This is a genomic window from Nocardiopsis baichengensis YIM 90130 (assembly GCF_000341205.1).
Lineage (GTDB): Bacteria > Actinomycetota > Actinomycetes > Streptosporangiales > Streptosporangiaceae > Nocardiopsis_A > Nocardiopsis_A halophila.
In genome coordinates this window covers 266008-286976 of record NZ_ANAS01000009.1, presented here as the reverse complement: position 1 = coordinate 286976, position 20969 = coordinate 266008, and the positions used below count along the sequence as shown (strand labels likewise).

The following is a 20969-nucleotide window of genomic DNA, read 5'->3' as shown; positions in this document are numbered from 1 at the left end:
GTTGATCTCGGGGAAGTCGGCCTTGTACCGGCTGGTACACCCCCGACTTCCCCGAGATCAACGGGATGCGGGCGGCCCTTAGGCGCCCGTCCCGGGGCCGGCCGCCGCCGGCGCGGCGGCCGTGCGGCGGGCCGTCGCGGGCGGGACCGCGGTCGAGGCGCGGACGACCAGCTCCGGGTCGAACAGGTACTCGTCGTGGGAGACGGCGTGCCCGTTGATGGCATCGGTCAGGCTGCGCACCGACGCGTGGGCCATGGCCTTGACGGGCTGGCGGACCGTGGTCAGCGGCGGGTCGGTGAAGGCGATGAGCTGGGAGTCGTCGAAGCCGACCGCGGAGAAGTCCCGCGGCACCGACAGCCCGCGCTGGCGGGCGGCGCGGATCGCCCCCAGGGCCATCAGGTCCGACCCGCACACCAGGGCGGTCGCCCCTTCGCGCAGCAGCCGCACCGCCGCGGCGTAGCCCCCTTCGACGCCGTACTGGGCCAGCGTCACCAGGGACTCGGGGTCGAGCCCGTGGCGCAGCATCGCCGCGCGGTAGCCCTCCCGGCGCCGCTTGACCGGCACGAAGCGCTCGGGGCCGCTGGCGAACCCGATCCGGGTGTGGCCGAGGGTGGCCAGGTGGTCCACGGCCTGCCGCGCGGCCTCGTGCTCGTCGCAGGAGACGAAGGCGGCCGGCACGTCCTCGGCGTACCCGTTGACCAGCACGATGGGCAGCCCGCGGGAGACCAGGCGGCGGTAGCGGTCGTGGTCGGCGGTGGTGTCGGCGTGCAGCCCGGACACGAAGATGATGCCGGCGACGTTGCGCTCCAGCAGCATCTCCACGTACTCGTCCTCGGTGTTGCCGCCGGGGGTCTGGGTGCCCAGCACGGGGGTGTACCCGTGCTGCCCCAGGACCTTCTCCACCTCCTGGGCGAACATCGGGAAGACGGGGTTGTCCAGCTCGGGAACGACCATCCCGACCAGCCCGGCCGAGCGCCGGCGCAGCCGCGCGGGGCGCTCGTAGCCCAGCACGTCCAACGCGGTCAGCACCGCCCGCCGGGTCTCGGCCCCCACCCCCGGCTTGTCGTTCAGCACGCGCGAGACGGTCGCCTCGCTGACGCCCGCGTGCCGGGCGATGTCGGTCAGTCGTGGAGCCATGGGCAGCACTCTAATGCAGATTCTTCGACATCTCTCCGCAAGATCTGGGTAATATTGCGCAAGCTCTTGCAGAGCCTCAGCACCATCCGGGTCAACGTGGAGGTACCCCCGCATGCCGCAGTCCCCTGCACCCCAGGCCTCCCGCGCACCGGGCGCGGCCCCCGCGACGTCCGCGGGCCGCTCCGAGTGGTGGCGCGACGCCGCGATCTACCAGATCTACGTCCGCAGCTTCGCCGACTCCGACGGCGACGGCGACGGCGACCTGCGCGGCGTCCGGCGCCGCCTGCCGGAGCTGGCCGAGCTGGGCGTGGACGCCGTCTGGCTCACCCCCTTCTACGTGTCCCCGCTGGCCGACGGCGGGTACGACGTGGCCGACTACCGCGACGTCGACCCGCGCTTCGGGACGCTCGAGGACTTCGACGCCATGGTCGAGACCGCGCACGGCCTGGGCCTGCGGGTGATCATCGACGTCGTGCCCAACCACACCTCCTCGGCGCACCGGTGGTTCGACGCGGCCGTGGCCGCCGGGCCCGGCTCGCCCGAGCGCGCGCGCTACATCTTCCGCCCCGGCAAGGGGGCGGACGGGGAGCTCCCCCCGAACAACTGGCGCTCCATCTTCGGCGGCCCGGCCTGGACGCGGCTCAAGCGTCCCGACGGCACGCCCGAGGAGTGGTACCTGCACCTGTTCGCCCCCGAGCAGCCCGACCTGGACTGGACCCACCCCGAGGTGCACGCCGAGTTCGAGGACGTGCTCAGGTTCTGGCTCGACCGGGGCGTGGACGGGTTCCGCATCGATGTGGCGCACGGGATGGTCAAGGACCCCGCACTCCCCGACATCGACGACGGCGCCAAGCCCGACCTGCTGGACGGCTCCACCCGGCTGCCCTACTTCGACCAGGACGGGGTGCACGAGATCTACCGCAAGTGGCGGCAGATCGCCGATTCCTACCCGGGCGAGCGGGCGCTCGTGGCCGAGGCCTGGGTGGAGGACTCCGAGCGGGTGGCCCGCTACATCCGGCCCGACGAGCTGCACCAGGCCTTCAACTTCGAGTACCTGGGGGCCGGATGGGACCCCGCTGAGGTCGCGCGGGTCGTCGACGCGACCCTCGCCGCCAACGGAAAGGTCGGGGCGCCCACCACGTGGGTGCTGTCCAACCACGATGTGACGCGCCACCGCACCCGCTTCGGCGGGCCCGAGGGCGGCCTCAAGCGCGCGCGGGCGGCCGCGCTGCTCACCCTGGGCCTCCCGGGGTCGGCCTACCTGTACCAGGGGGAGGAGCTGGGACTGCCGGAGGTCACCGACCTTCCGGAGGAGGCCCTGCAGGACCCGACGTGGGAACGGTCGGGGCGCACCGAGCGCGGGCGCGACGGGTGCAGGGTGCCGCTGCCCTGGGAGGGAGGGGAGGCCCCCTACGGCTTCGGCCCGCAGGGCAGCCGGCCCTGGCTCCCGGTCCCCTCGGAGTGGGCCGGTCTGAGCCGGCAGGCCCAGCGCGAGGACCCCGGGTCGGTCCTGGCGCTGTACACCGAGGCGCTGCGGCTGCGCCGCGAGGTGGTGGCCGCGTCCCCGGGCGAGGACGGCCTGGAGTGGGAGACGGCGCCCCGCGGGGTGCTGCGCTTCCGGAGGGGGGAGCGCTTCGCCTGTGCGGTCAACATGTCCGCGGCCCCCGTCGAGCTGGACGGGGTGGGCGAGGTCCTGCTGTCCGGCGGCGGTGTCGAGGGCCGGGACGGGGCGCTGGTGCTCCCTCCGGACACCGGGGTCTGGTTCGTCCCGGGCGCCTGAGCGCGTATCCGAGGACCCTGGGCGGCAGTCCGTCTGAGCGGGAGGGCGGAGCCGCCCGGCGCCGGACGGTGAGCGGCGCCGGAAAGTGAAGAAACCCTTGCGAGGGGGGCGGTGGGTGCCGCCTCCCTCGTCGGCGTGTCCGCGGCCGGGTACCCGGGCGGTTCTGCGTGGAAGGCGCGAACGCAAGACGACGCCCGGATTTCGAGGATGTTTCCGGATTGTGATGGAAAAAGACTGCAAAATCTTGCAGATCTTGCCGAAAGTAGGGGAGGTCACAGGGACGGCGCCCAGCCCCGCCCTCGCGGCAGGGGCGTCCGCACCGCCCCGGCCCCCGCCCTCCATCACCCCCGACCGCCGCCTCCGGCGGAGGCGGCCGAGACGAGGAGAACCCCCATGCGACCGAGAACCGCACCCCCGCGCGCGCTCGCCGGCGCCGCGGCCCTCGCCCTGGCGGCGACCGCCTGCTCCGGCGGAGCCGAGACCGCCGACGAGGCCGCGGGCACCCTGGTCATCTGGGCCGACCCCGAGCGCACCGACGTCCTGGCCCCCTTCGCCGAGGAGTTCGGCCAGGCCAACGGGGTCCAGGTCGACGTGCAGTCGCTCCCCGTCGACGACATCCAGGGCGACTTCGTCACCGCCCACGAGGCCGGGTCCGGCCCCGACATCCTCGTCGGCGCGCACGACTGGATCGGCAACCTGGTGCAGAACGGCTCCATCGACCCGGTGCAGCTTCCCGGGGACGCCCAGGAGCGGTTCGACCCGGGCGCCATCGACGCGGTCACCTACCAGGGCCGGCTCTACGGCGTCCCCTACGCGATGGAGTCCCTGATGCTCCTCCGCAACACCGAGCTCGCCCCCGACGCGCCCGCCACCATGGAGGAGCTGGTGGAGACCGGAACGGCGCTCAAGGACGACGGCGACGTCGAGGAGGCCCTGGGGGTCCAGGTCAGCCAGACCGGCGACCCCTTCCACCTGCAGCCGCTGTACACCTCGGCCGGCGGCTACCTGTTCGGCACCGACGACGAGGGCGACCCCGACCCCTCCGACCTGGGCGTGGGCACCCCCGAGTCGGTCGAGGCCATGGAGAAGATCGCCGAGCTCGGCGAGGAGGGCGAGGGCGTGCTCAAGCGCTCGATCGACTCCGACAACGTGGGCTCCCTCTTCGAGCGCGGCCAGACCCCCTACTTCATCACCGGCCCCTGGTCGCTGGCGGCCGTCAAGGACGCCGAGGTCGACTACGCGATCTCCCCGGTGCCCGGCTTCGAGGGCATGGGCGAGGCACGGCCCTTCCTGGGCGCGCAGAGCTTCTTCGTCGCCTCCGGCGGCGAGAACAAGGTCCTGGCCGAGGAGTTCATCGTCAACAACGTGGCCCAGCCCGAGCTGGCCACCGCCCTGTACGAGGCCGACCCGCGCCCGCCGGCGCTGGTGGAGGTCTTCGAGGCCGCCGAGGCCGACGACCCGGACCTGGCCGCGATGATGGAGGCGGCCGAGGACGCCGAGCCGATGCCGGTCATCCCGGAGATGAGCGCGATCTGGGACCCCTTCGGCAAGGCCCAGGCGGCGGTCATCGGCGGCGAGGACCCCGAGCAGGCCGTCGCCTCCGCCGAGAAGGCCATCTCCGAGCAGATCGGTTGATCCGGTGGTGAGGAACGACGACGGGGCGGGCGCGCCCGCGAAGGCGCCCGCCCCCCTTCCCGGAGCGCGCCTGGCCCCCCGCGGCGGAACGGCCGGGCACCTGGTCAAAGCGGCACTGCTGGCCCTGTCCGCGGGGATCGCGGTGTGGGCCGCGCTCCCGCTGATCGCCGCCGGAAACTGGTTCGGGCTGGCCGCCGTGGCGGCCGTGACCGCCGTGGTCTTCCGCGTGTACCTGTCCGAGCGGCACGTCCCCGCCAAGTACCTGCTGCCCGGGGTGCTGCTGCTCATCGCCTTCCAGGTGGTGCCGGTGCTCTACACCGTCGGCACCTCGGTGACCAACTACGGCGACGGCCACCGGGGCACCAAGGAGCAGGCGATCGCCCAGATCGAGGCCGCGTCGGTGGCCGAGAGCGAGGGCGGCCAGGACTACGTGCTCACGCTGGCGGCCCGCGGCGACGCCGCCACCGGAGAGCTGGTCTTCCTGCTCACCGGCGAGGGCGACCGGGTCCTCGCCGGCGACGAGGAGGGCCTGGAGCCGCTGCCGGGGGCGCGGACCGGCCCGACCGGCAAGGTCACCGAGGCGGGCGGGCTCACGCTGCTGACGGCCGCCGAGGCGGGCGAGCGCAGCGAGGAGATCTCGCAGCTGGCGGTCCCCGCCGGCGAGGGCGCCGGGATCCGCGCCAGCGGGCTCTCGGCCGCCTACGAGGGCCGGGCCACCCGGGTGTACGACGAGGGGTGCGACTGCATCACCGACAGCGCCACCGGCGAGGTCCACACCGCCGACGACGAGCGCGGGGCCTTCGTCGGAGAGGACGGCGACCGCCTGTCCCAGGGCTGGCGGGTCGGCGTCGGCGCGGACAACTACGCGAGGGTGGCCTCCGACGCGGGCATCGCCTCGTCGTTCCTCTCCATCCTGGGGTGGAACGTGGTGTTCGCCGCCGGGACCACGCTCGGGGTGTTCGTGCTCGGGCTGGCGGTCGCGCTGGCGATGCACACCACCCGGCCGCTGCGCGGCAGGACCGCTTACCGGCTGCTGCTGGTGCTGCCCTACGCCATGCCGGCGTTCGCGATGATGCTGCTGTGGCGGGACATGTTCAACGCCGACTTCGGGCTCATCAACCGGATGCTCGGCCTGGACGTGGACTGGCTGGGCGGCACGGGCACCGCGCGCGCTGCGGCCCTGACCATCAACATCTGGCTCGGGTTCCCGTACATGTTCCTCATCGCCACAGGGGCGCTGCAGGCCATCCCGCGTGAGCTCGTCCAGGCGGCCCGCATCGACGGCGCGGGCGCCTGGCAGGCGTTCCGCAACGTCACCCTGCCCCTGCTGATGGTGGCGATGGCGCCGGTGCTGATCGCGACGTTCGCCTTCAACTTCAACAACTTCAACGCGATCTGGCTGACGACCGAGGGCGGGCCCTTCCCCGCCGACAGCCCCATGGCCGGGGCGACGGACCTGCTGATCACCTACACCTACCGGTTGGCGTTCGGCGGGCAGAGCGCGCAGTACGGCTACGCCGCCGCGATCTCGGTGTTCATCTTCCTCATCGTCACCCTGATCTCCTATGTCAGCCTGCGCAGGAGCGCGGCCCTGGAAGAGGTGAACCGCTGATGGCGCAACCGACGACGTCGCCCCCGGCCCCGCCGCGGCCGGCGCCGCCGGCGGCCGCGGCCGGCCCGGTCCGGCGGCGGTCCCGCCGCACCTCCGGCCACCTGTGGCGACACGTCTTCCTGCTGGCGATGACGGCCTTCGCGGCCTTCCCGGTGCTGTTCGTGGTCTCGGCGGCGCTGAACCCCCTGGGCACCCTGAGCAGCGCCCAGCTGATCCCCACGGGGGCGAGCGCGGGCAACTTCGTCCAGCTGCTGACCGAGACCCGCTTCCCGCGCTGGTACCTGAACTCGCTGGTGCTGGCGGTGTCGAACGCGGCGGCCACGGTGTTCCTGTCGGCCCTGGCGGCCTACGTGTTCAGCCGCTTCCGGTTCGCCGGGCGCCGGGCGGGGCTGTACGGACTGCTGATCATCCAGATGTTCCCGCAGTTCCTGGCGATCGTGGCGATCTACCTGATGTTCTCCACCATCACCGACCTGCGGCCCGAGATCGGCTTCGACACCCACTGGGGGCTGCTGCTCGTCTACATGGGCGGGGCGCTGAGCATCAACACGTGGTTGATGAAGGGCTTCTTCGACACCCTGCCCATCGAGCTCGACGAGGCGGCCCGCGTGGACGGGGCCACGCACGCCCAGATGTTCTTCCGGATCCTGGTGCCGCTGGTGACCCCGGTGCTGGCGATCGTCGGGCTGCTGGTGTTCATCGCGACGGTCAACGAGTTCATCATGGCCAGCGTGTTCCTGCGCGACCCCGACTCCCAGACGGTCGCGCTGGGCCTGGCGGCGATGGTCGCCGACCAGAGGGACAGCAACTTCGGCATGTTCGCCGCGGGGACCCTGCTGCTGGCCATCCCGGTGCTGGCGGTGTTCTGGTACCTCCAGCGCTTCATCGTCGAAGGCCTGACCAGCGGAGCCGTGAAGGGGTAGGCGCACGGGGCGGTCCGGTGGCGCAAGGCGCGGCCGGGGAACCGGGTCCGGGCGGGGCGCGTCGGAGCTGCGACCGTGCCCGGACCCCTTCCACCGCCCATCCAGTCCTAGGAGGCAGCCGGTGATCCCCCTGGTGAACGTCGGCCCCCTGGTCGTGAGCGCCGTGGACAACGCGGACGAGCTGTTCGGAGGGCTCGCCTACGCGCTGCGCGACACCAAGGGGAGGGTGCTGGCCCGCGCCCACGAGGACCTCGGCGAGTCGGCCGGGAAGAGGCTCTTCCACTCGTTCACGCGCAGCATGATGAACACCCGGTCCCTGGTGGTCGAGGCCCCCGACGGCCAGGTGCTCCTGCTACTGGAGGAGCAGCGCACCCGGACGAAGTCCCGGACGTCGGTGAGCACGCCGGCGGGCGCCCTGATCGGCACCGTCACCCGCACCGACGACTCGGCCTTCCGCCGCCGGTTCGCACTGCACGACGCGGCGCACCGCAAGCTGGCCTCGCTGTCGACCGCCCCGAAGCCCATGTGGAAGGACTGCACGGTGCAGGGGCCGGGGAAGCGGGCCCTGGCCCGCATTCAGATCGGGGGCTACCGGAACCGGACACTGACCTACATCCCCGAATTCACCGTCCGCCAGCGCGAGCGCCTGCCCGACCCGCTGCCGCTCCTCCTGCGCGTGGCACCGATGCCGCTCGACTACGCGGAATGCGTGGACCACTAGAGAGCGCGTCCCGCGTCGGTGGCCGACTCGGCGAGGATCCGGGAGATCTCGGCGGCGGCCTTGCGCCGTTCCGAGCGCTCCCCGCCGTAGGCGACGATGCGCTCGCAATCACGCATCCTGGCGAGCCGACCAGGCCGTCTGGCGACCGCGACCCACATCCACCAGTGCTCGACGAACTGATGCCCAGGGAGGAGACTGCGCTCGTCGCGCATCCTGTCGGCCGCCTCTGCCCAGTGGCGGTCGAATTTCGCCAGCGCATCCGGGGCCAGGCGGATGACGGCGAGCCTCAATGCCTCCGGGGTCTTATCCGGCATGGGGGAGGCAGGGGAGGTGCTCTCCGCGGCGAACCGGCCGTCCATCCGGCGTTCTCCTCGGCTTAGGGAGGGCACCGCCCTGACCGCCTGGTCCGGCGCGCACGTCAGTCCTCTCATGGTGACCTCGTGGGTGATGCTTCCGGAGAGTATCGGAGTGATTCCGGCGACGTTCCTGTTTCACGAGAGGCGGCATGGGCCTCCAGCCGTCCCCGTTGGCAGATGGTCGAGGTAGGCGTCCAGCTCGCGGGCGCCGGTGAGCATGGCCCGGCTGCGGTCGGTGATCCGGGTGCGCCACTCGTCGAGGGCCGCCTCCAGGTCCGCGGGGTCGCCGGCGCCCCGGAGGTGGTCGAGGAAGTCCGCGATCCGGGCGAGCAGGAAGCCTCCCCGGCGCAGTTCGCGGGCGGCGTGGGCGTCGCGGACGGCCTCGGGGGAGTAGACCCGGTAGCCGGTCGCCGGGTCGCGTTCCGGGCGCAGGACGCCCGCGCGCTCCCACGTGCGCAGGGACGCCGGGTGCATGCCGAGCTGGTGGGCGAGCGCCCCCACGGTCAGCGGGCGCCCGGTCCCCGTGCGCGGAGAGGAGGGGGGCGGCGGTGCCGAGAGCAGCGTGGCCAGCGCCTCGGCGACCTCGTCCAGGGTCTCCCGCTCGCGCAGCAGGCGGGCGTGGGCCTGGTCGATCACGCGGAACAGCGCCTCCTCGTCCCCCTCGTTGGCCGCGTGCAGCACCTCGGTGGCGGTCCGGTGTCCGAAGCCCCGCCGCAGTGCCAGGAACGCGCGCAGGGCCTGGGCGTGGTGCGGCCGGTACCGGCGGTGGCCGCTCTCGGCGCGCTCGGCGGGCGGGAGGATCCCCTGCTCCTCGTAGTTGCGGACTGCCTGGGTGGAGAGCCCGTGCTCGCGTGCCAGGTCGGTCGGCCGCAGCCGTGCGGTGGGCGGTGACATGCTCCTCCGGTTTAAGGTTCTTCTCGGAAAACAGGGAAACAGCGGCGAAAAATCTCAACCGTTCGTTCAAGGATACGGTTCAAGGCATCCCAGTCGGGGCGAAACCGGCCCCGGCCTCACGCAGCGATGAGAAGGGGTGAGTGGGGATGCCGGAACGAGGGACTCTCGGAGAGACGGGAATCCGCTTCACCGACGGAGAGACCGCGGCCGAGAGTGTCGACCGCTTCCTCGGAACGCTCGACCGTACGCCGGACCTGCTCGGGTTCGGAGAGCCGACGCACGGGGTGGAGGCCTTTCCGGACCTGCGCAACCACATCGTCGAACACCTGGTGCGGAACCGCGGGTACCGCTCCATCGCCCTGGAGAGCGGCTGCCTGGCCGGTGCGATCGCCGACGCCTACATCACCCGGGGCGAAGGAACACTGGACGAGGCCCTGGAGAAGGGGTTCAGCCACGAGTTCGGGTCCCTGCCCTCCAACCGCCGGCTACTGGCCTGGCTCAGGGAGTTCAACGCGGACCGGGCCCCCGCGGACCGGGTGAGGTTCTACGGCTTCGACGGCCCGATGGAGATGATGTCCGCCCCGAGCCCGCGCGCTTCGCTGATGGGGGCGCATCGCTACCTGGTACGTCACCTCGGGGAGCGGCGTGTCCGGCACGATGCCCGGAGGGTGGACGCGCTGCTCGGCGACGACGCGGCATGGTCGAATCCGGCGGCGATGATGGACCCCGCACAGTCGGTGGGGGACGGCGAGGAGGCGCGCGCCCTGAGGCCAGTGGCCGATGACCTCCTCGCCCTCCTGGAGGCGGAGGCACCCGGGCTGCGCGAGGAGAGCTCGGATGCCGGATACGAGCATGCGCACATGCTCGCCCGTACTGCCCTCGGGCTGCTCCGCTACCACGCCGCGATGGCGTCCTCGGGACCGGACCGGTTCGCGGACCTGTGCGGCCTCCGCGACGCGATGATGGCGGAGAACCTGGAGGCCGTCGCAGAGGCCGAGGCCGGACGCGGGCCGTGTCTGGCATTCGCGCACAACGCCCACCTTCAGCGGCGGCGGTCCTCCATGGTCATGGGAGGGGAGCGGATGCACTGGTGGGGAGCCGGGGCGCTCGTCGCGCAGAAGCTCAAGGGGCGGTACGTCTTCATCGCCTCGGACAGGGCCGAGGCGGAGGGACGCGACGCCGCCGAGGGCGACCCGGACAGCCTGCAAGGGGTCCTCTCACAGGCGGTCGCCGCAGGCGCGTCGCGCGCGCGGGAAGGGGCGCTCTTCCCGGCGGCGGGAATGGCCCAGGCAGGGTGGGACGGTCGGGTCCTCCAGGCCAGGAGTGACCTGAAGGACCCGCGTTACATCCCGCTGGACGGGATCGCCGGGACGGACGCCGTCGTCTTCATCCGGGGATGGGCAACAGAGCGCGCCCTCTGGGGTGAGGGAGTGGACGACGCAGACGCCGAGACCTCTCCCCGTTCGTCCTGACCCGGCGGGCAGGGCAGGGGCTTCCCCCTTTGAGGAGGGCCCCGCCCGTGTCTGGGCGGGGCCGCGTTGTCATGGCGGGGGCGTGTCAGAGCCGCCCGGCCCGGAGGGCGCCCAGGAGGGAGGTCCACTGGTGGCGGGGGAGGTCGATCGTGCCGAGGGGGCGGTTCTGGGTATCTCTGACCTGCACGGTCTCACCGGGGGCGGGGGAGCGCACCTCGACGCAGTTGGCGTCGCCGCCGGTGCTGTAGCCGGACTTGGTCCAGTGCTGTTCGATCATCGTGCGTACTCTTCTCTGATGTTCTCGATGAATTCCCGAGAAGGGAAGTCGGGAAGGGCGGCTCCGCGGAGGTCGCCGAAGACCCGTGCGTAGTCGTCGACGACCGATTGGTCGTCGAACGGGTGCCCGGTGGCCCGGGTCTCGGTATAGACCACCTCGCCTCGTCCTGGGGCCTTGATCAGCTTGAAGGTACCCTCCAGGCCGGGGTGCCCCGGTGTGCCGAACGGAATGATCTGGATGGACACGTTCGGCAGGAGCGCGAGCTCCATCAGGTGGTCCAGCTGTTCGACCATGGTGTCGAGGGTTCCGACGAGGTGGCGCAGGACCGCCTCATCGAGGACGAGCGCGTAGCTGGGGGGTTCTTCGCGGGAGAGGATCTGTTGCCGTGCGAGGCGGGCCAGTACGGCGTTCTCGATCTTGTCGTCACTGTCCCTGGGGCGGCCGACGCGAATGAGCGACCGCGCATAGCGTTCGGTCTGCAAGAGGCCGGGGAAGGAGCACAGGATGTATTCGCGGATCTCAGAGGCCGATGCTTCCAGCGCCGCGACATCCCGGAAGTAGGCGCTGAGGCCGTTCGGGGTGAACAGCGAGTCCCAAAGGGAGAGAAGTGCGCCGTCGGTGGTCAACGCGGCGTCGATGAGTTGCGCTTTGTCGCGTTTGGGGTTTTTCTCCCCGCCCCTCTCGTGTGAGGTGTTGCACGCGCGAACGGTGAGTGTTCGGTCCCCTACATGCGGCAGTCTGGGATCCGGCACGGGCAGGGAAGCGGGGTGACCATGCGGCCGAAGGGGATGCGCACTCGGACGCCCCGTTGTGGCGGTGCGGCGTTCGCGGCCCTGCTCTCCGCGATCCTGCTCATGATGCTCGCCTTGGCCGCGCACCACGGCACCGTGCCGCGGGTGGAGCTGCAGGAGAGCGCGCCGGCATCGGCGACGACGGCGGTCTCTGAGGCCGCACAGCACCGCACCGGCCCTTTCGGAGTCGGCCCTGCCGGATCAGAGCAGGCCGCCTCCGGCCTCGCGGCCGCGTCCCCGTCCGGCCACGAGTACGGCGGGCACGACCACGGCGGGCACGACCACGGCGGCCACGAAGGCTCGGACGACCAGCGCGACTGCGGTCCGGCGTCGGGCACCTGCCAGAGCGCGAAGGTCACCGTCGACGTCGCGCTGCCGCCCCGCGCCCGGCTCGTGCTGCCGAACGCACGACCCCTGCCGCCCGTCGTCGCCCACCCCGCGAGCGCGGCTCTTCCGACCCCGCCTGACCTGGCAGAACTGTCGATTCTACGGATCTAGTACCCGGCGCCCGGCGCCTGCCGACCCGATCCGTATCCACCTTTCACGCGAAGGACAGTTCAGTCATGCCCAAGTTCAGCCGTCGCTCGTTCATCGGTGCGGGCCTCGCCGTCTCCGGCCTCGGCCTGACGGCCGCCTGCGGGCGCAGCGGCGCGTCCGGCCCCTCCGGCGCCCTCGTCAAGCCCACGGACTCGATCGTCGACGCCGTCGAGAAGGAGCGCCCCGCCTCCGGCAAGGAGCGCGCGTTCACCCTGCGCGCCGCCGAGACCGAGCTCGACCTCGGCGGACGCACCGTGCGGACCTGGAGCTACGGTGACGCGCTGCCCGGCCGGGAGCTGAGGCTCACCGCCGGCGACACGATCAAGGCAACGCTGGAGAACCGGCTCCCGGACCCGACCTCCGTCCACTGGCACGGGCTGGCCATGCGCAACGACATGGACGGCGTCCCGTCCGTCACCCAGGCGCCGGTGAAGCCCGGCGAGGACTTCACCTACCGGTTCATCGTGGACACCCCCGGCACCCACTGGTTCCACCCGCACGTGGGCACCCAGATCGACCGGGGCCTGTACGCGCCGATCATCGTCGAGGACCCCGACGAGCCGCTCGCCTACGACGAGGAATGGGTCGTGATGCTCGACGACTGGCTCGACGGGGTCGACGGCGCCACCCCCGACGACGTCCTCGACGAGGTGCGGGGCGGCATGGACCACGGCGGCCACGGCATGGGCCACGGCGACGAAGGGCCCATGCGGATGGGGGCCATGCTCATGGGCGCGAGCAGCGACCTGCTGGGCGGCGACGCCGGGGACGTCTACTACCCGGTGCACCTGGTGGACGGTCGGCCCGGGGCCGACCCCCGGACGTTCTCGGCCAAGCCGGGGGCGCGGGTGCGGATCCGCCTGGTCAACGCCGGGGGCGACACCGCCTACCGGGTGGCCCTGGGCGGGCACCGCATGACGGTCACGCACACCGACGGCTACCCGGTCGAGCACCGTGAGGTCGACGCCGTACTGCTGGGCATGGGGGAGCGCTACGACGTCCTGGTGACCCTGGAGGACGGGGTGTTCCCGCTGGTCGCACTGGCCGAGGGCAAGGACATGACGGGCATGGCCGTCGTGCGCACCGGATCGGGGGAGGCGCCGAAGGAGGACGTGCGGCCCGACGAGCTGGACGGCGAGGTCGTGCACGCCACCGAGCTGGCCGCCGACCCGCAGGTCCGTCTGGAGCGGCGGAGCCCGGAGGCCGAGCACGAGATCGAGCTGACCGGGAGCATGGCGGCCTACGACTGGGCGCTCAACGGGCGCCGGTTCGACCGTGAGGACCCGACCAGGGGCGCCTTCAAGGTCGAGCAGGGGCAGCGGGTGCGGCTGGTGTTCAAGAACTCCACGAAGATGTGGCACCCGATGCACCTGCACGGCCACACCTTCCAGGTCGGCAAGGACGGACCGCGCAAGGACACCTTGATCGTGCTGCCGGGCCGGTCGGTGGAGGTCGAATTCGACGCAGACAACCCCGGACGGTGGCTCGTGCACTGCCACAACATCTACCACGGTGAGGTCGGGATGATGGGCCTGGTGGCCTACACGGCTTAGCCGCCGGCGGGGACGCGCATGCGCTCCCCGGCGGCAACGGTCCGGGGGCCCGCGCCGCCCGGACCGTTGCCCCGTTGTCGGGCGCGGTCATCGGTCCCGATCACCGACACTGGAGGCATGCCATCTGTTGTCCTCGACGGCGATCCCGTTCCGTCGGACGGTTCCCTGCCCGACGCCTCCCTCCGAGGGGTGGGGCGGCGGCCGTTCGGTGTGTACGTCCACGTCCCCTTCTGCGTCACGCGCTGCGGGTACTGCGACTTCAACACCTACACCGCTGAGGAGCTCGTCTCCCGCGACGGAACCGCCACCGCGACCCGGGACGGCTACGCGGACCTGGCCGTGCGCGAGGTGCACCTGGCCCGGCGGGTGCTCGGGGACGCCGACGTGCCCGTGCGCACCGTGTTCGTCGGCGGCGGTACGCCGACCCTGCTTCCGCCCGAGGACCTGGGCCGGGTCCTGGCGGCGATCGACACGGAGTTCGGCCTGGCCCCCGGCGCCGAGGTCACCACCGAGGCCAACCCTGAGACCGTCGACGCCGACTACCTCAAGCGCCTGCGCGATGCCGGCTTCACGCGCGTCTCCTTCGGGATGCAGAGTGTCCGCCCGCACGTCCTGAAGGTCCTGGAGCGCACCCACACCCCCGGACGGCCCCAGCAGTGCGCCGCATGGGCACGCGAGGCCGGGTTCGAGCACGTCAACCTCGACCTCATCTACGGAACCCCGGGCGAGACCGACGACGACTGGCGCGCCTCGTTGGAGGCCGCCCTGGAGGCCGACCCCGACCACGTCTCCGCCTACTCCCTCATCGTGGAGGAGGGCACCCGCCTGGCGGCGCGCGTGCGCCGGGGCGAGCTCCACGCCCCCGACGACGACGTGCTGGCCGACCGCTACCTGATCGCCGACTCGGTCCTGGAGGGCGCGGGCCTGCACGCCTACGAGGTCTCCAACTGGTCGCGCGGCCCCGAGTCCCGCAGTGAGCACAACCGCCTGTACTGGACCGGCGGCGACTGGTGGGGCGTGGGCCCCGGCGCCCACAGCCACGTCGGCGGCACCCGCTGGTGGAACGTCAAGCACCCGGCCGCCTACGCCGCCCGCCTGGCGCAGCACATCTCGCCCGGCCACGCGCGCGAGGTGCTGACCGAGGACGAGCGCCGGTTCGAGCGCATCCTGTTGGAGCTGCGCATCGCCGAGGGCTGCTCCCTCGACCTGCTCGACGACGACGGGAGGGCGGCCGCCGCGCGCGCGGTGGGGGAGGGCCTCCTGGACGCCTCCGCACACGAAGACGGCCGCGCCGTCCTCACACGGCGCGGCCGCCTGCTGGCCGACGCGGTGGTCCGCGACCTCACCTGAGGGCGCGGACCCCGCGCGGCCCGGTCCCGCGGTCCTACTTCGCGACGGGGATGGAGAAGGGGTACGTGAACCAGACCCCCTTCTTGGCCTCCGAGTTGGCCTTGATGCCGAAGTAGATGGCCAGGCCGAGGGCGACGAGGTAGGTGAGGATGCCGATGATCACGAACATCAGGAGCCCGCTGACGAAGTAGGCGATGATCATCGCGATCTGGAAGTTGGTCGCCTGGGCGAGGTGGTGCTTGGTGAACGGCGACGCGTCGCTCTTGGCGAAGTAGAGGATCAGCGGGAGCAGCGGGATGAAGGCGCCGCCGATGTGGGCCGCCGCGACCAGGCCCTCCTCGCCGGGAGCCATCTGGCCGTGCTGCTGGCCGTACCCCTGCTGGCCGTAGGCCTGCTGCTGGTACCCCTGCTGCCCGTACACCTGGTCGTAGCCGGGCTGCTGGTAGCCGCCCTGCTGGCCGTACCCCTGCTGGGGGTAGGGCTGCATCTGCTGCCCGGGCTGGCCGCCGGTGGGCTGGCCGTAGCCGGGCTGCGGCGGCTGCTGGGGCTGCTGGCCGTACCCCGGCTGGCCGCCGGTGGGCTGGCCGTAACCGGGCTGGGGCTGCTGCGGCGGCTGCGGCTGCTGGGGCGCCGGGGGCTGCCCGTAGCCGGGCTGCTGCGGCGGCTGGCCGTACCCCTGCTGGGGGTAGGGCTGCTGCCCGCCGTAGGGGTCGGGCTGGGGTGGGTAACCCATGGTCGGACTCCTCGCTCGTTCAGGTTCGTTGCGGCGATGGGGGTCTGCGGCATGCGCAGAGGAGCGGTCGCCGGCCAGAGGTCAGGGGCCGGGAATCGGTCGGCGCCGACCGCCGGCGCCGGTCACTTCACCGGGCGGAGGGCCACCGGGTACCGGTACCACCCGCCCTTGTTGGCGCTGGCCGCGGCCAGGACGCCGAACAGGATGGACAGCCCCCAGATCAGCGCGATGAGCACCGACCCGATCCAGGACACCGCCGGTGTCAGGAACGCGAGCACGATGTAGACGATCCACGCGAGGGCGTAGGGGATGAGCAGGGTCAGCTGGAAGTTGAGCGCCTCGGCGGCGTGGTGCCGCCCGAACGCCGACCGGTGCTTCTGGCTGGAGAGGACCAGCAGCGCCGGCACCCAGCCCAGGCAGGCCGTCACCACTCCGGCAAGGTGGGCGATCATCGCCCAGGTGGGGTCCTCGGCCGAGGGGGCCGGACCCGAGCCGGGGACCGTGCCGCCGCCGGGGAAGCCGGGGACCGCCGGGCCCGGCGCGCCGTGGCCGGCCGCCGGCTGCTGACCGGTCGCCGGACCGTGGGGCGCCCCCGGCCCCGGCGGGACCGGGCCGCCGGGCGGGGCCATCCGCGGCCCGCCCTGCTGGGGCTGCCCGTAGGGCTGGTGCGCCGCGGGGCCGGGCGCCGGGTACCCGCCGGTGGCGGGGTGCGGCGGCGGCCCTCCGGCCTGCGGGGTGGAGCCGGGCCCCTGCGGGGCCTGCTGCGGGCCCTGGGGCTGCTGGGGCTGCGGCGGCGACTGCGGTGCGAACCCCGGCCGACCACCGGTCCCCGGTCCGCCGGCGCCTCCGGGCGCGGCTCCGCCCGATCCCTGTGCGGGGTCCGGAGGCTGCTGCTGATTGGGCGGGGTCTCGCTCATCTCGTCCCTTGGCTTGCCGATTGCGTGGTGCTGCGGTCCCGGTCGTGCGCCGACGGGCGCCCGGCCGCCGCACGCCGCGCCGGTACCGCGGTTCCGACGCCCTAGTCTTGCATCGCGGGCGGCACCGTGACGAAGTCGATCAACTCTTCGACGCGGCCGAGCAGCTCCGGTTCCACGTCCTTGTACGACCGGACCGCGCCGAGGATGCGCCGCCACGCCTCCCCGGGCTCCTCGCGGATCCCCAGCGCCGCCAGCACCCCCTCCTTCCAGGGCGTGCCGCGCGGGATCTCGGGCCAGGCCCCGATGCCGAGCGCCGAGGGCTTCACAGCCTGCCACACGTCGATGAACGGGTGGCCGGTGACCAGCACGTGCGGGGAGGAGACGCGCTCGGCGATCCGGCTCTCCTTGGAGCCGGGGACCAGGTGGTCCACGAGCACGCCGAGGCGGCGCCCGGGGCCGGGGGCGAACGCCTCCACGATGGCGGGCAGGTGGTCCACGCCCTCCAGGTACTCCACGGCCACGCCCTCCACACGGAGGTCGTGGCCCCAGATCTTCTCGACCAGCTCGGCGTCGTGCACGCCCTCGACGTAGATGCGGCTCTCCTGGGCCACGCGCGCGCCCGCGCCGCGCACCGCGACCGAACCGGAGGCGCTCAGCACCGGACCCGCAGGGGCGGGCGCCGAGGGCCGGACCGCCGTGGCGGGGCGGCCCTCGACCAGGAAGGCCGCCGGCTCCAGCTGGAAGACGCGGGTGCCGCCCTGCCGGTCCTCCAGGGTGACGGTGGACTTGTCCCAGGTCACCACGGCCCCGCAGAAGCCCTCGTCGGCCGACTCCAGGACCAGCCCCGGCTCCAGGACGACCTCGGCGATGCGGTCCTTGTGCGGCCGCCGCCAGTCGCCCGCGAGCACGTCGGAACCGTATCTGTCGGAATTCGTAGGCACGGCGGGGATTGTAGTGGGAACGGGGCCGCGGGGCCCGGCATGCGCGCCGGACGCGCCCTGCTCCCCGGGCGCTCCCCGGGCGCGGGGGCGTACCGGAGGCCTTCCGGGCCCCCTGCGCCCCGAGGGGCGGCCGTGCCGGACGGGGAGGGCCCGGAGCGGCTGCGGCACCGGTGCGGAGCCGACCGTCGGTCCCGGTCGGAAGCGGTGCGGTCGGCCACAGATGACCGCCGGGTGTCCGCGATGCGGCGTCCGGGGGCGGGCATGTGCCATGCTCCGGAGGGTCCACCGCCGTGCCCGGGCACGGGCCGCCGTCGGGGCAGGTCCCAGGGCGGTTGGACCGGGGCGCATAGAATTAGCACTTAAGACCACGGAGTGCCAGGAGGTGAGCGCGTGCTAGACGACCGGAAGCTGGCCGTCCTGCGTGCCATCGTCGAGGACTACGTGTCCACGAACGAGCCGGTGGGGTCCAAGGCCCTGGCCGAGCGCCACTCCCTGGGCGTATCCCCGGCCACGATCCGCAACGACATGGTCGCGCTGGAGGAGGACGGGTACATCGCCCAGCCCCACACCAGCGCCGGGCGGATCCCCACCGACAAGGGGTACCGCCTGTTCGTCGACCGCCTCTCCACGGTCAAGCCGCTGTCCGGGGCCGAGCGCCGGGCCATCGAGACGTTCCTGAGCGGAGCCGTCGACCTGGACGAGATCGTCGCCCGCACGGTTCGGCTGCTGGCGCAGCTGACCCGGCAGGTCGCCATCGTCCAGTACCCCTCGCTCACCCGCTCCTACGTCCAGCACGTGGAGCTGGTGCCGCTGGGCCCGAACCGGGTGATGATGGTGCTGATCACCAACACCGGCCGGGTCGAGCAGCGTGTCATCGACCACCTGGAAGGGGTGGCCGAGGAGGGCGTGGACCGGCTGCGCCAGGTGCTCAACCAGGCCACCGCCGGGCAGTGGCTCAACGACGTGCCCGCCGCCGTGGCCGACCTGGCCGCGCAGGCACCGCCGGAGGACCGGCAGCTGACCGCCTCGGTGCTGTCGGTGCTGCTGGAGAGCCTGGTGGAGCGGCACGAGGAGAAGGTGGTGCTGGGAGGCACCGCCAACCTGGCGCGGATGGGCTTCACGGCCGGCCTGCGGGACGTGCTGGAGGCCTTGGAAGAAAACGTGGTCCTGATCCGTTTGCTCGGGGAGGCGGGGGATCCCTCCATGCTCACCGTGAGCATCGGCGCGGAGAACCCCTATGAGGGCCTGAGGGGCACCTCCATCGTCTCCGCGGGTTACGGCATGGGCGATCAGACCCTGGCCAAACTCGGTGTGGTCGGACCGACACGCATGGACTATCCGGGAACGATGGGAGCGGTACGCGCGGTGGCTCGGTACATTTCTTCGATTCTGGCGGGGCAGTAAGTGGCGAGAGACTATTACGAGATCCTCGGTGTGCGCCGGGACGCGTCTCAGGACGAGATCAAGAAGGCGTACCGTCGGCTCGCTCGGGAGCTGCATCCCGACGTCAACCCCGACCCGGCCACCCAAGAGCGCTTCAAGGAAGTGACCCAGGCCTACGAGGTCCTCTCCGACGATGAGAAGCGCCGGATGTTCGACATGGGGGCCGACCCGTTCGCCCCCGGTGGCGGCGGCGGGGCCGGAGGCGCCGGCGGCTTCGGTGCGGCCGGCTTCCCCTTCGACGACATCATGAACGCCTTCTTCGGGGGGCAGGCCGGCGGCGGCCGGGGCAGCGCGCGCGACCGCGTGCGCCGCGGGCGCAGCATCAAGATCCGGGTCGAGCTGGACCTGTCGGAGACCGCGTTCGGCGTCACCAAGGACGTGACGTTCCCGACCGCGGTCCTGTGCGACACCTGCGAGGGCGAGGGGACCGCCGAGGGCACCAGCCGGCACACCTGTGACATGTGCCAGGGGCGCGGCGAGGTGTCCCAGGTCACCCGGTCCTTCCTGGGGCAGGTCATGACGACGCGCCCGTGCCCGCAGTGCTCGGGCCAGGGCAGTGTCATCACCGACCCGTGCGCGGACTGCGCCGGTGAGGGCCGGGTGCGCGAGCGCGTCACCCGCAAGGTGCAGATCCCGGCCGGTGTCGAGGACGGCACCCAGATCCAGCTGGCCGGAGAGGGCGAGGTGGGCCCCAACGGGGGTCCGCGCGGCGACATCTTCCTGGAGATCGTCCAGCGCCCGCACTCGGTGTTCGAGCGCCGGGGCGACGACCTGCACTGCACCATAACGGTGCCGATGACGGCGGCCGCGCTGGGCGCCTCGTTCACCTTCGACACCCTGGACGGCACCGAGGAGATCGACCTGCGACCGGGCACGGGCTCCGGGCACGTCATCACCCTGGCCGGCAAGGGCGTCAAGCACCTGGACGGCGGCGGCCGCGGCGACCTGATGATCCAGGTCGACGTGGAGACCCCGGCCAAGCTGGACGAGGAGCAGGAGGCGCTGCTGCGCAAGTTCGCCGAGCTGCGCGGTGAGACCCAGCCCCCGGGCAAGTTCAGCCCCGGGCACGGCGGACTGTTCTCCCGGCTGCGGGACGCCTTCGGGGCCCGCTGATGACCGCGCCGGTCTTCCTCGCCGAGGAGGGCGGGCTGGACGGCGCCACCGCGGTGCTGCGCGGCCCCGAGGGGCGGCACGCCGCGGCGGTGCGCCGCATCGCGGTGGGGGAGCAGGTCGACCTGGTGGACGGTGCGGGCGTGCGCGCCCGCTGCACCGTCACCGAGGTCGGCAAGGACACGGTGGTGTGCGCGGTGCGCGAGCGCAGGGCCGAGCCCGAGCCGCGCCCGCGCCTGACCGTGCTCCAGGCCCTGGCCAAGGGCGACCGCGGCGAGCTCGCGGTGGAGATGATGACCGAGGCCGGGGTGGACCGGATCGTGCCGTGGGCGGCCGAGCGGTGCGTGGCCCGCTGGAAGGGCGACCGCACCGCCAAGTCGCTGGCCAAGTGGCGCTCGACGGCGCGCGAGGCCGCCAAGCAGGCCCGCCGCGCCCGCGTCCCGGAGGTGGCCGAACCGGTGGGCCGGGACGGCGCCGCCGAGCTGCTGGGCGAGGCGGACCTGGGGCTGGTGCTGCACGAGGAGGCCGGTCGGCCGCTGGCGCGGACCGGTGTTCCCACCGGTGCCCCCGATGGGCCCCCGGAGCCTGCCGAAGGGGGCGGCGCCGCCGAGATCGTGCTGGCCGTGGGCCCCGAGGGCGGGGTGTCCGAGGCCGAACTGGAGGCGTTCGAGGCGGCCGGGGCGCAGCGCGTGCTGCTGGGACCCACGGTCCTGCGCACCTCGACCGCGGGGGTGGCCGCCCTCGCCGTCCTCCAGGCCCGCGTCGGCCGCTGGTAGCGCCACGGCGT

At 72.7% G+C, this 20969-nt stretch carries 20 protein-coding genes; 12 read left to right on the top strand and 8 right to left on the bottom strand.

What is annotated here, in order from left to right; genetic code table 11:
* Positions 1-78: 78 nt before the first annotated feature.
* A complete protein-coding gene (locus C892_RS0109920; protein WP_017557053.1) occupies positions 79-1137 on the bottom strand; it encodes a LacI family DNA-binding transcriptional regulator in 1059 nt (352 codons plus the stop codon).
* A gap of 112 nt (positions 1138-1249) precedes the next feature.
* Here C892_RS0109920 and C892_RS0109915 point away from each other — a divergent pair, with 112 nt between their 5' ends.
* The 5 genes from C892_RS0109915 to C892_RS0109895 all read left to right on the top strand — a co-directional run bounded on the left by C892_RS0109915 (position 1250) and on the right by C892_RS0109895 (position 7808).
* Positions 1250-2917 (top strand): glycoside hydrolase family 13 protein, encoded by a 1668-nt coding sequence (locus C892_RS0109915; protein WP_017557052.1) that lies wholly within the window; start codon positions 1250-1252, stop codon positions 2915-2917.
* 393 nt (positions 2918-3310) lie between these two features.
* Complete coding sequence (locus tag C892_RS0109910; protein ID WP_017557051.1) at positions 3311-4552, top strand: sugar ABC transporter substrate-binding protein; 1242 nt, start codon at positions 3311-3313, stop codon at positions 4550-4552.
* A 7-nt stretch (positions 4553-4559) separates the two neighbouring features.
* The gene (locus C892_RS0109905; RefSeq protein ID WP_017557050.1) at positions 4560-6164 is read left to right on the top strand and encodes an ABC transporter permease subunit; all 1605 of its coding nucleotides are present in this window, start codon (positions 4560-4562) and stop codon (positions 6162-6164) included.
* A complete protein-coding gene (locus C892_RS0109900; RefSeq protein WP_017557049.1) occupies positions 6164-7087 on the top strand; it encodes a sugar ABC transporter permease in 924 nt (307 codons plus the stop codon). Before C892_RS0109905 ends, C892_RS0109900 begins: the two co-directional genes overlap by 1 nt.
* Positions 7088-7208: 121 nt before the next feature.
* Positions 7209-7808: a hypothetical protein gene (locus tag C892_RS0109895; protein WP_017557048.1), complete on the top strand. Its 600-nt coding sequence runs from the start codon at positions 7209-7211 to the stop codon at positions 7806-7808.
* Here C892_RS0109895 and C892_RS0109890 read toward each other — a convergent pair.
* A complete protein-coding gene (locus C892_RS0109890) occupies positions 7805-8167 on the bottom strand; it encodes a DUF6247 family protein (protein ID WP_017536697.1) in 363 nt (120 codons plus the stop codon). The genes C892_RS0109895 and C892_RS0109890 overlap by 4 nt on opposite strands.
* A gap of 132 nt (positions 8168-8299) precedes the next feature.
* Positions 8300-9058: a MerR family transcriptional regulator gene (locus C892_RS0109885; RefSeq protein ID WP_017557047.1), complete on the bottom strand. Its 759-nt coding sequence runs from the start codon at positions 9056-9058 to the stop codon at positions 8300-8302.
* 146 nt (positions 9059-9204) lie between these two features.
* Here C892_RS0109885 and C892_RS0109880 point away from each other — a divergent pair, with 146 nt between their 5' ends.
* A complete protein-coding gene (locus C892_RS0109880) occupies positions 9205-10530 on the top strand; it encodes an erythromycin esterase family protein (RefSeq protein WP_239647326.1) in 1326 nt (441 codons plus the stop codon).
* A gap of 85 nt (positions 10531-10615) precedes the next feature.
* Here C892_RS0109880 and C892_RS0109875 read toward each other — a convergent pair whose 3' ends face one another.
* On the bottom strand, positions 10616-10807 hold the full coding sequence (locus C892_RS0109875) for a DUF397 domain-containing protein (protein ID WP_017536694.1): 192 nt from the start codon (positions 10805-10807) through the stop codon (positions 10616-10618).
* Positions 10804-11433 (bottom strand): DUF5753 domain-containing protein, encoded by a 630-nt coding sequence (locus C892_RS0109870; RefSeq protein ID WP_017557045.1) that lies wholly within the window; start codon positions 11431-11433, stop codon positions 10804-10806. Before C892_RS0109870 ends, C892_RS0109875 begins: the two co-directional genes overlap by 4 nt.
* Before the next feature lie 147 nt (positions 11434-11580).
* Between C892_RS0109870 and C892_RS0109865 the strand changes: the two genes are divergently transcribed.
* The 3 genes from C892_RS0109865 (at position 11581) to hemW (ending at position 15038) form a co-directional block, all read left to right on the top strand.
* Positions 11581-12096, top strand: coding sequence for a hypothetical protein (locus C892_RS0109865; protein WP_239647334.1), 516 nt, complete (start codon positions 11581-11583; stop codon positions 12094-12096).
* A gap of 65 nt (positions 12097-12161) precedes the next feature.
* Entirely contained in the window at positions 12162-13688 is a 1527-nt protein-coding gene (locus C892_RS0109860) for a multicopper oxidase family protein (RefSeq protein WP_017557043.1), read from the top strand.
* A gap of 117 nt (positions 13689-13805) precedes the next feature.
* Positions 13806-15038, top strand: coding sequence for a radical SAM family heme chaperone HemW (gene hemW / locus C892_RS0109855; RefSeq protein ID WP_026124268.1), 1233 nt, complete (start codon positions 13806-13808; stop codon positions 15036-15038).
* A gap of 34 nt (positions 15039-15072) precedes the next feature.
* On the opposite strand, the gene C892_RS0109850 is transcribed toward hemW, so the two are convergent.
* The 3 genes from C892_RS0109850 to C892_RS0109840 all read right to left on the bottom strand — a co-directional run bounded on the left by C892_RS0109850 (position 15073) and on the right by C892_RS0109840 (position 17596).
* Positions 15073-15771, bottom strand: coding sequence for a DUF4870 domain-containing protein (locus C892_RS0109850; RefSeq protein WP_026124267.1), 699 nt, complete (start codon positions 15769-15771; stop codon positions 15073-15075).
* 122 nt (positions 15772-15893) lie between these two features.
* Positions 15894-16688, bottom strand: a complete 795-nt coding sequence (locus C892_RS32170; protein ID WP_017557041.1) for a DUF4870 domain-containing protein — start codon at positions 16686-16688, stop codon at positions 15894-15896.
* Positions 16689-16789: 101 nt separating this feature from the next.
* On the bottom strand, positions 16790-17596 hold the full coding sequence (locus tag C892_RS0109840; RefSeq protein WP_017557040.1) for a DUF3097 domain-containing protein: 807 nt from the start codon (positions 17594-17596) through the stop codon (positions 16790-16792).
* Between the two features lie 423 nt (positions 17597-18019).
* Here C892_RS0109840 and hrcA point away from each other — a divergent pair, with 423 nt between their 5' ends.
* From hrcA to C892_RS0109825, 3 genes are read left to right on the top strand one after another with little or no spacing between them, the layout of a single operon-like run.
* On the top strand, positions 18020-19033 hold the full coding sequence (hrcA, locus tag C892_RS0109835; protein ID WP_017536684.1) for a heat-inducible transcriptional repressor HrcA: 1014 nt from the start codon (positions 18020-18022) through the stop codon (positions 19031-19033).
* On the top strand, positions 19034-20185 hold the full coding sequence (gene dnaJ, locus C892_RS0109830; RefSeq protein ID WP_026124264.1) for a molecular chaperone DnaJ: 1152 nt from the start codon (positions 19034-19036) through the stop codon (positions 20183-20185). It begins immediately after the preceding gene.
* Positions 20185-20958, top strand: a complete 774-nt coding sequence (locus tag C892_RS0109825; RefSeq protein WP_017557039.1) for a 16S rRNA (uracil(1498)-N(3))-methyltransferase — start codon at positions 20185-20187, stop codon at positions 20956-20958. The genes dnaJ and C892_RS0109825 overlap by 1 nt, the downstream gene beginning before the upstream one ends.
* Positions 20959-20969 lie beyond the last annotated feature (11 nt).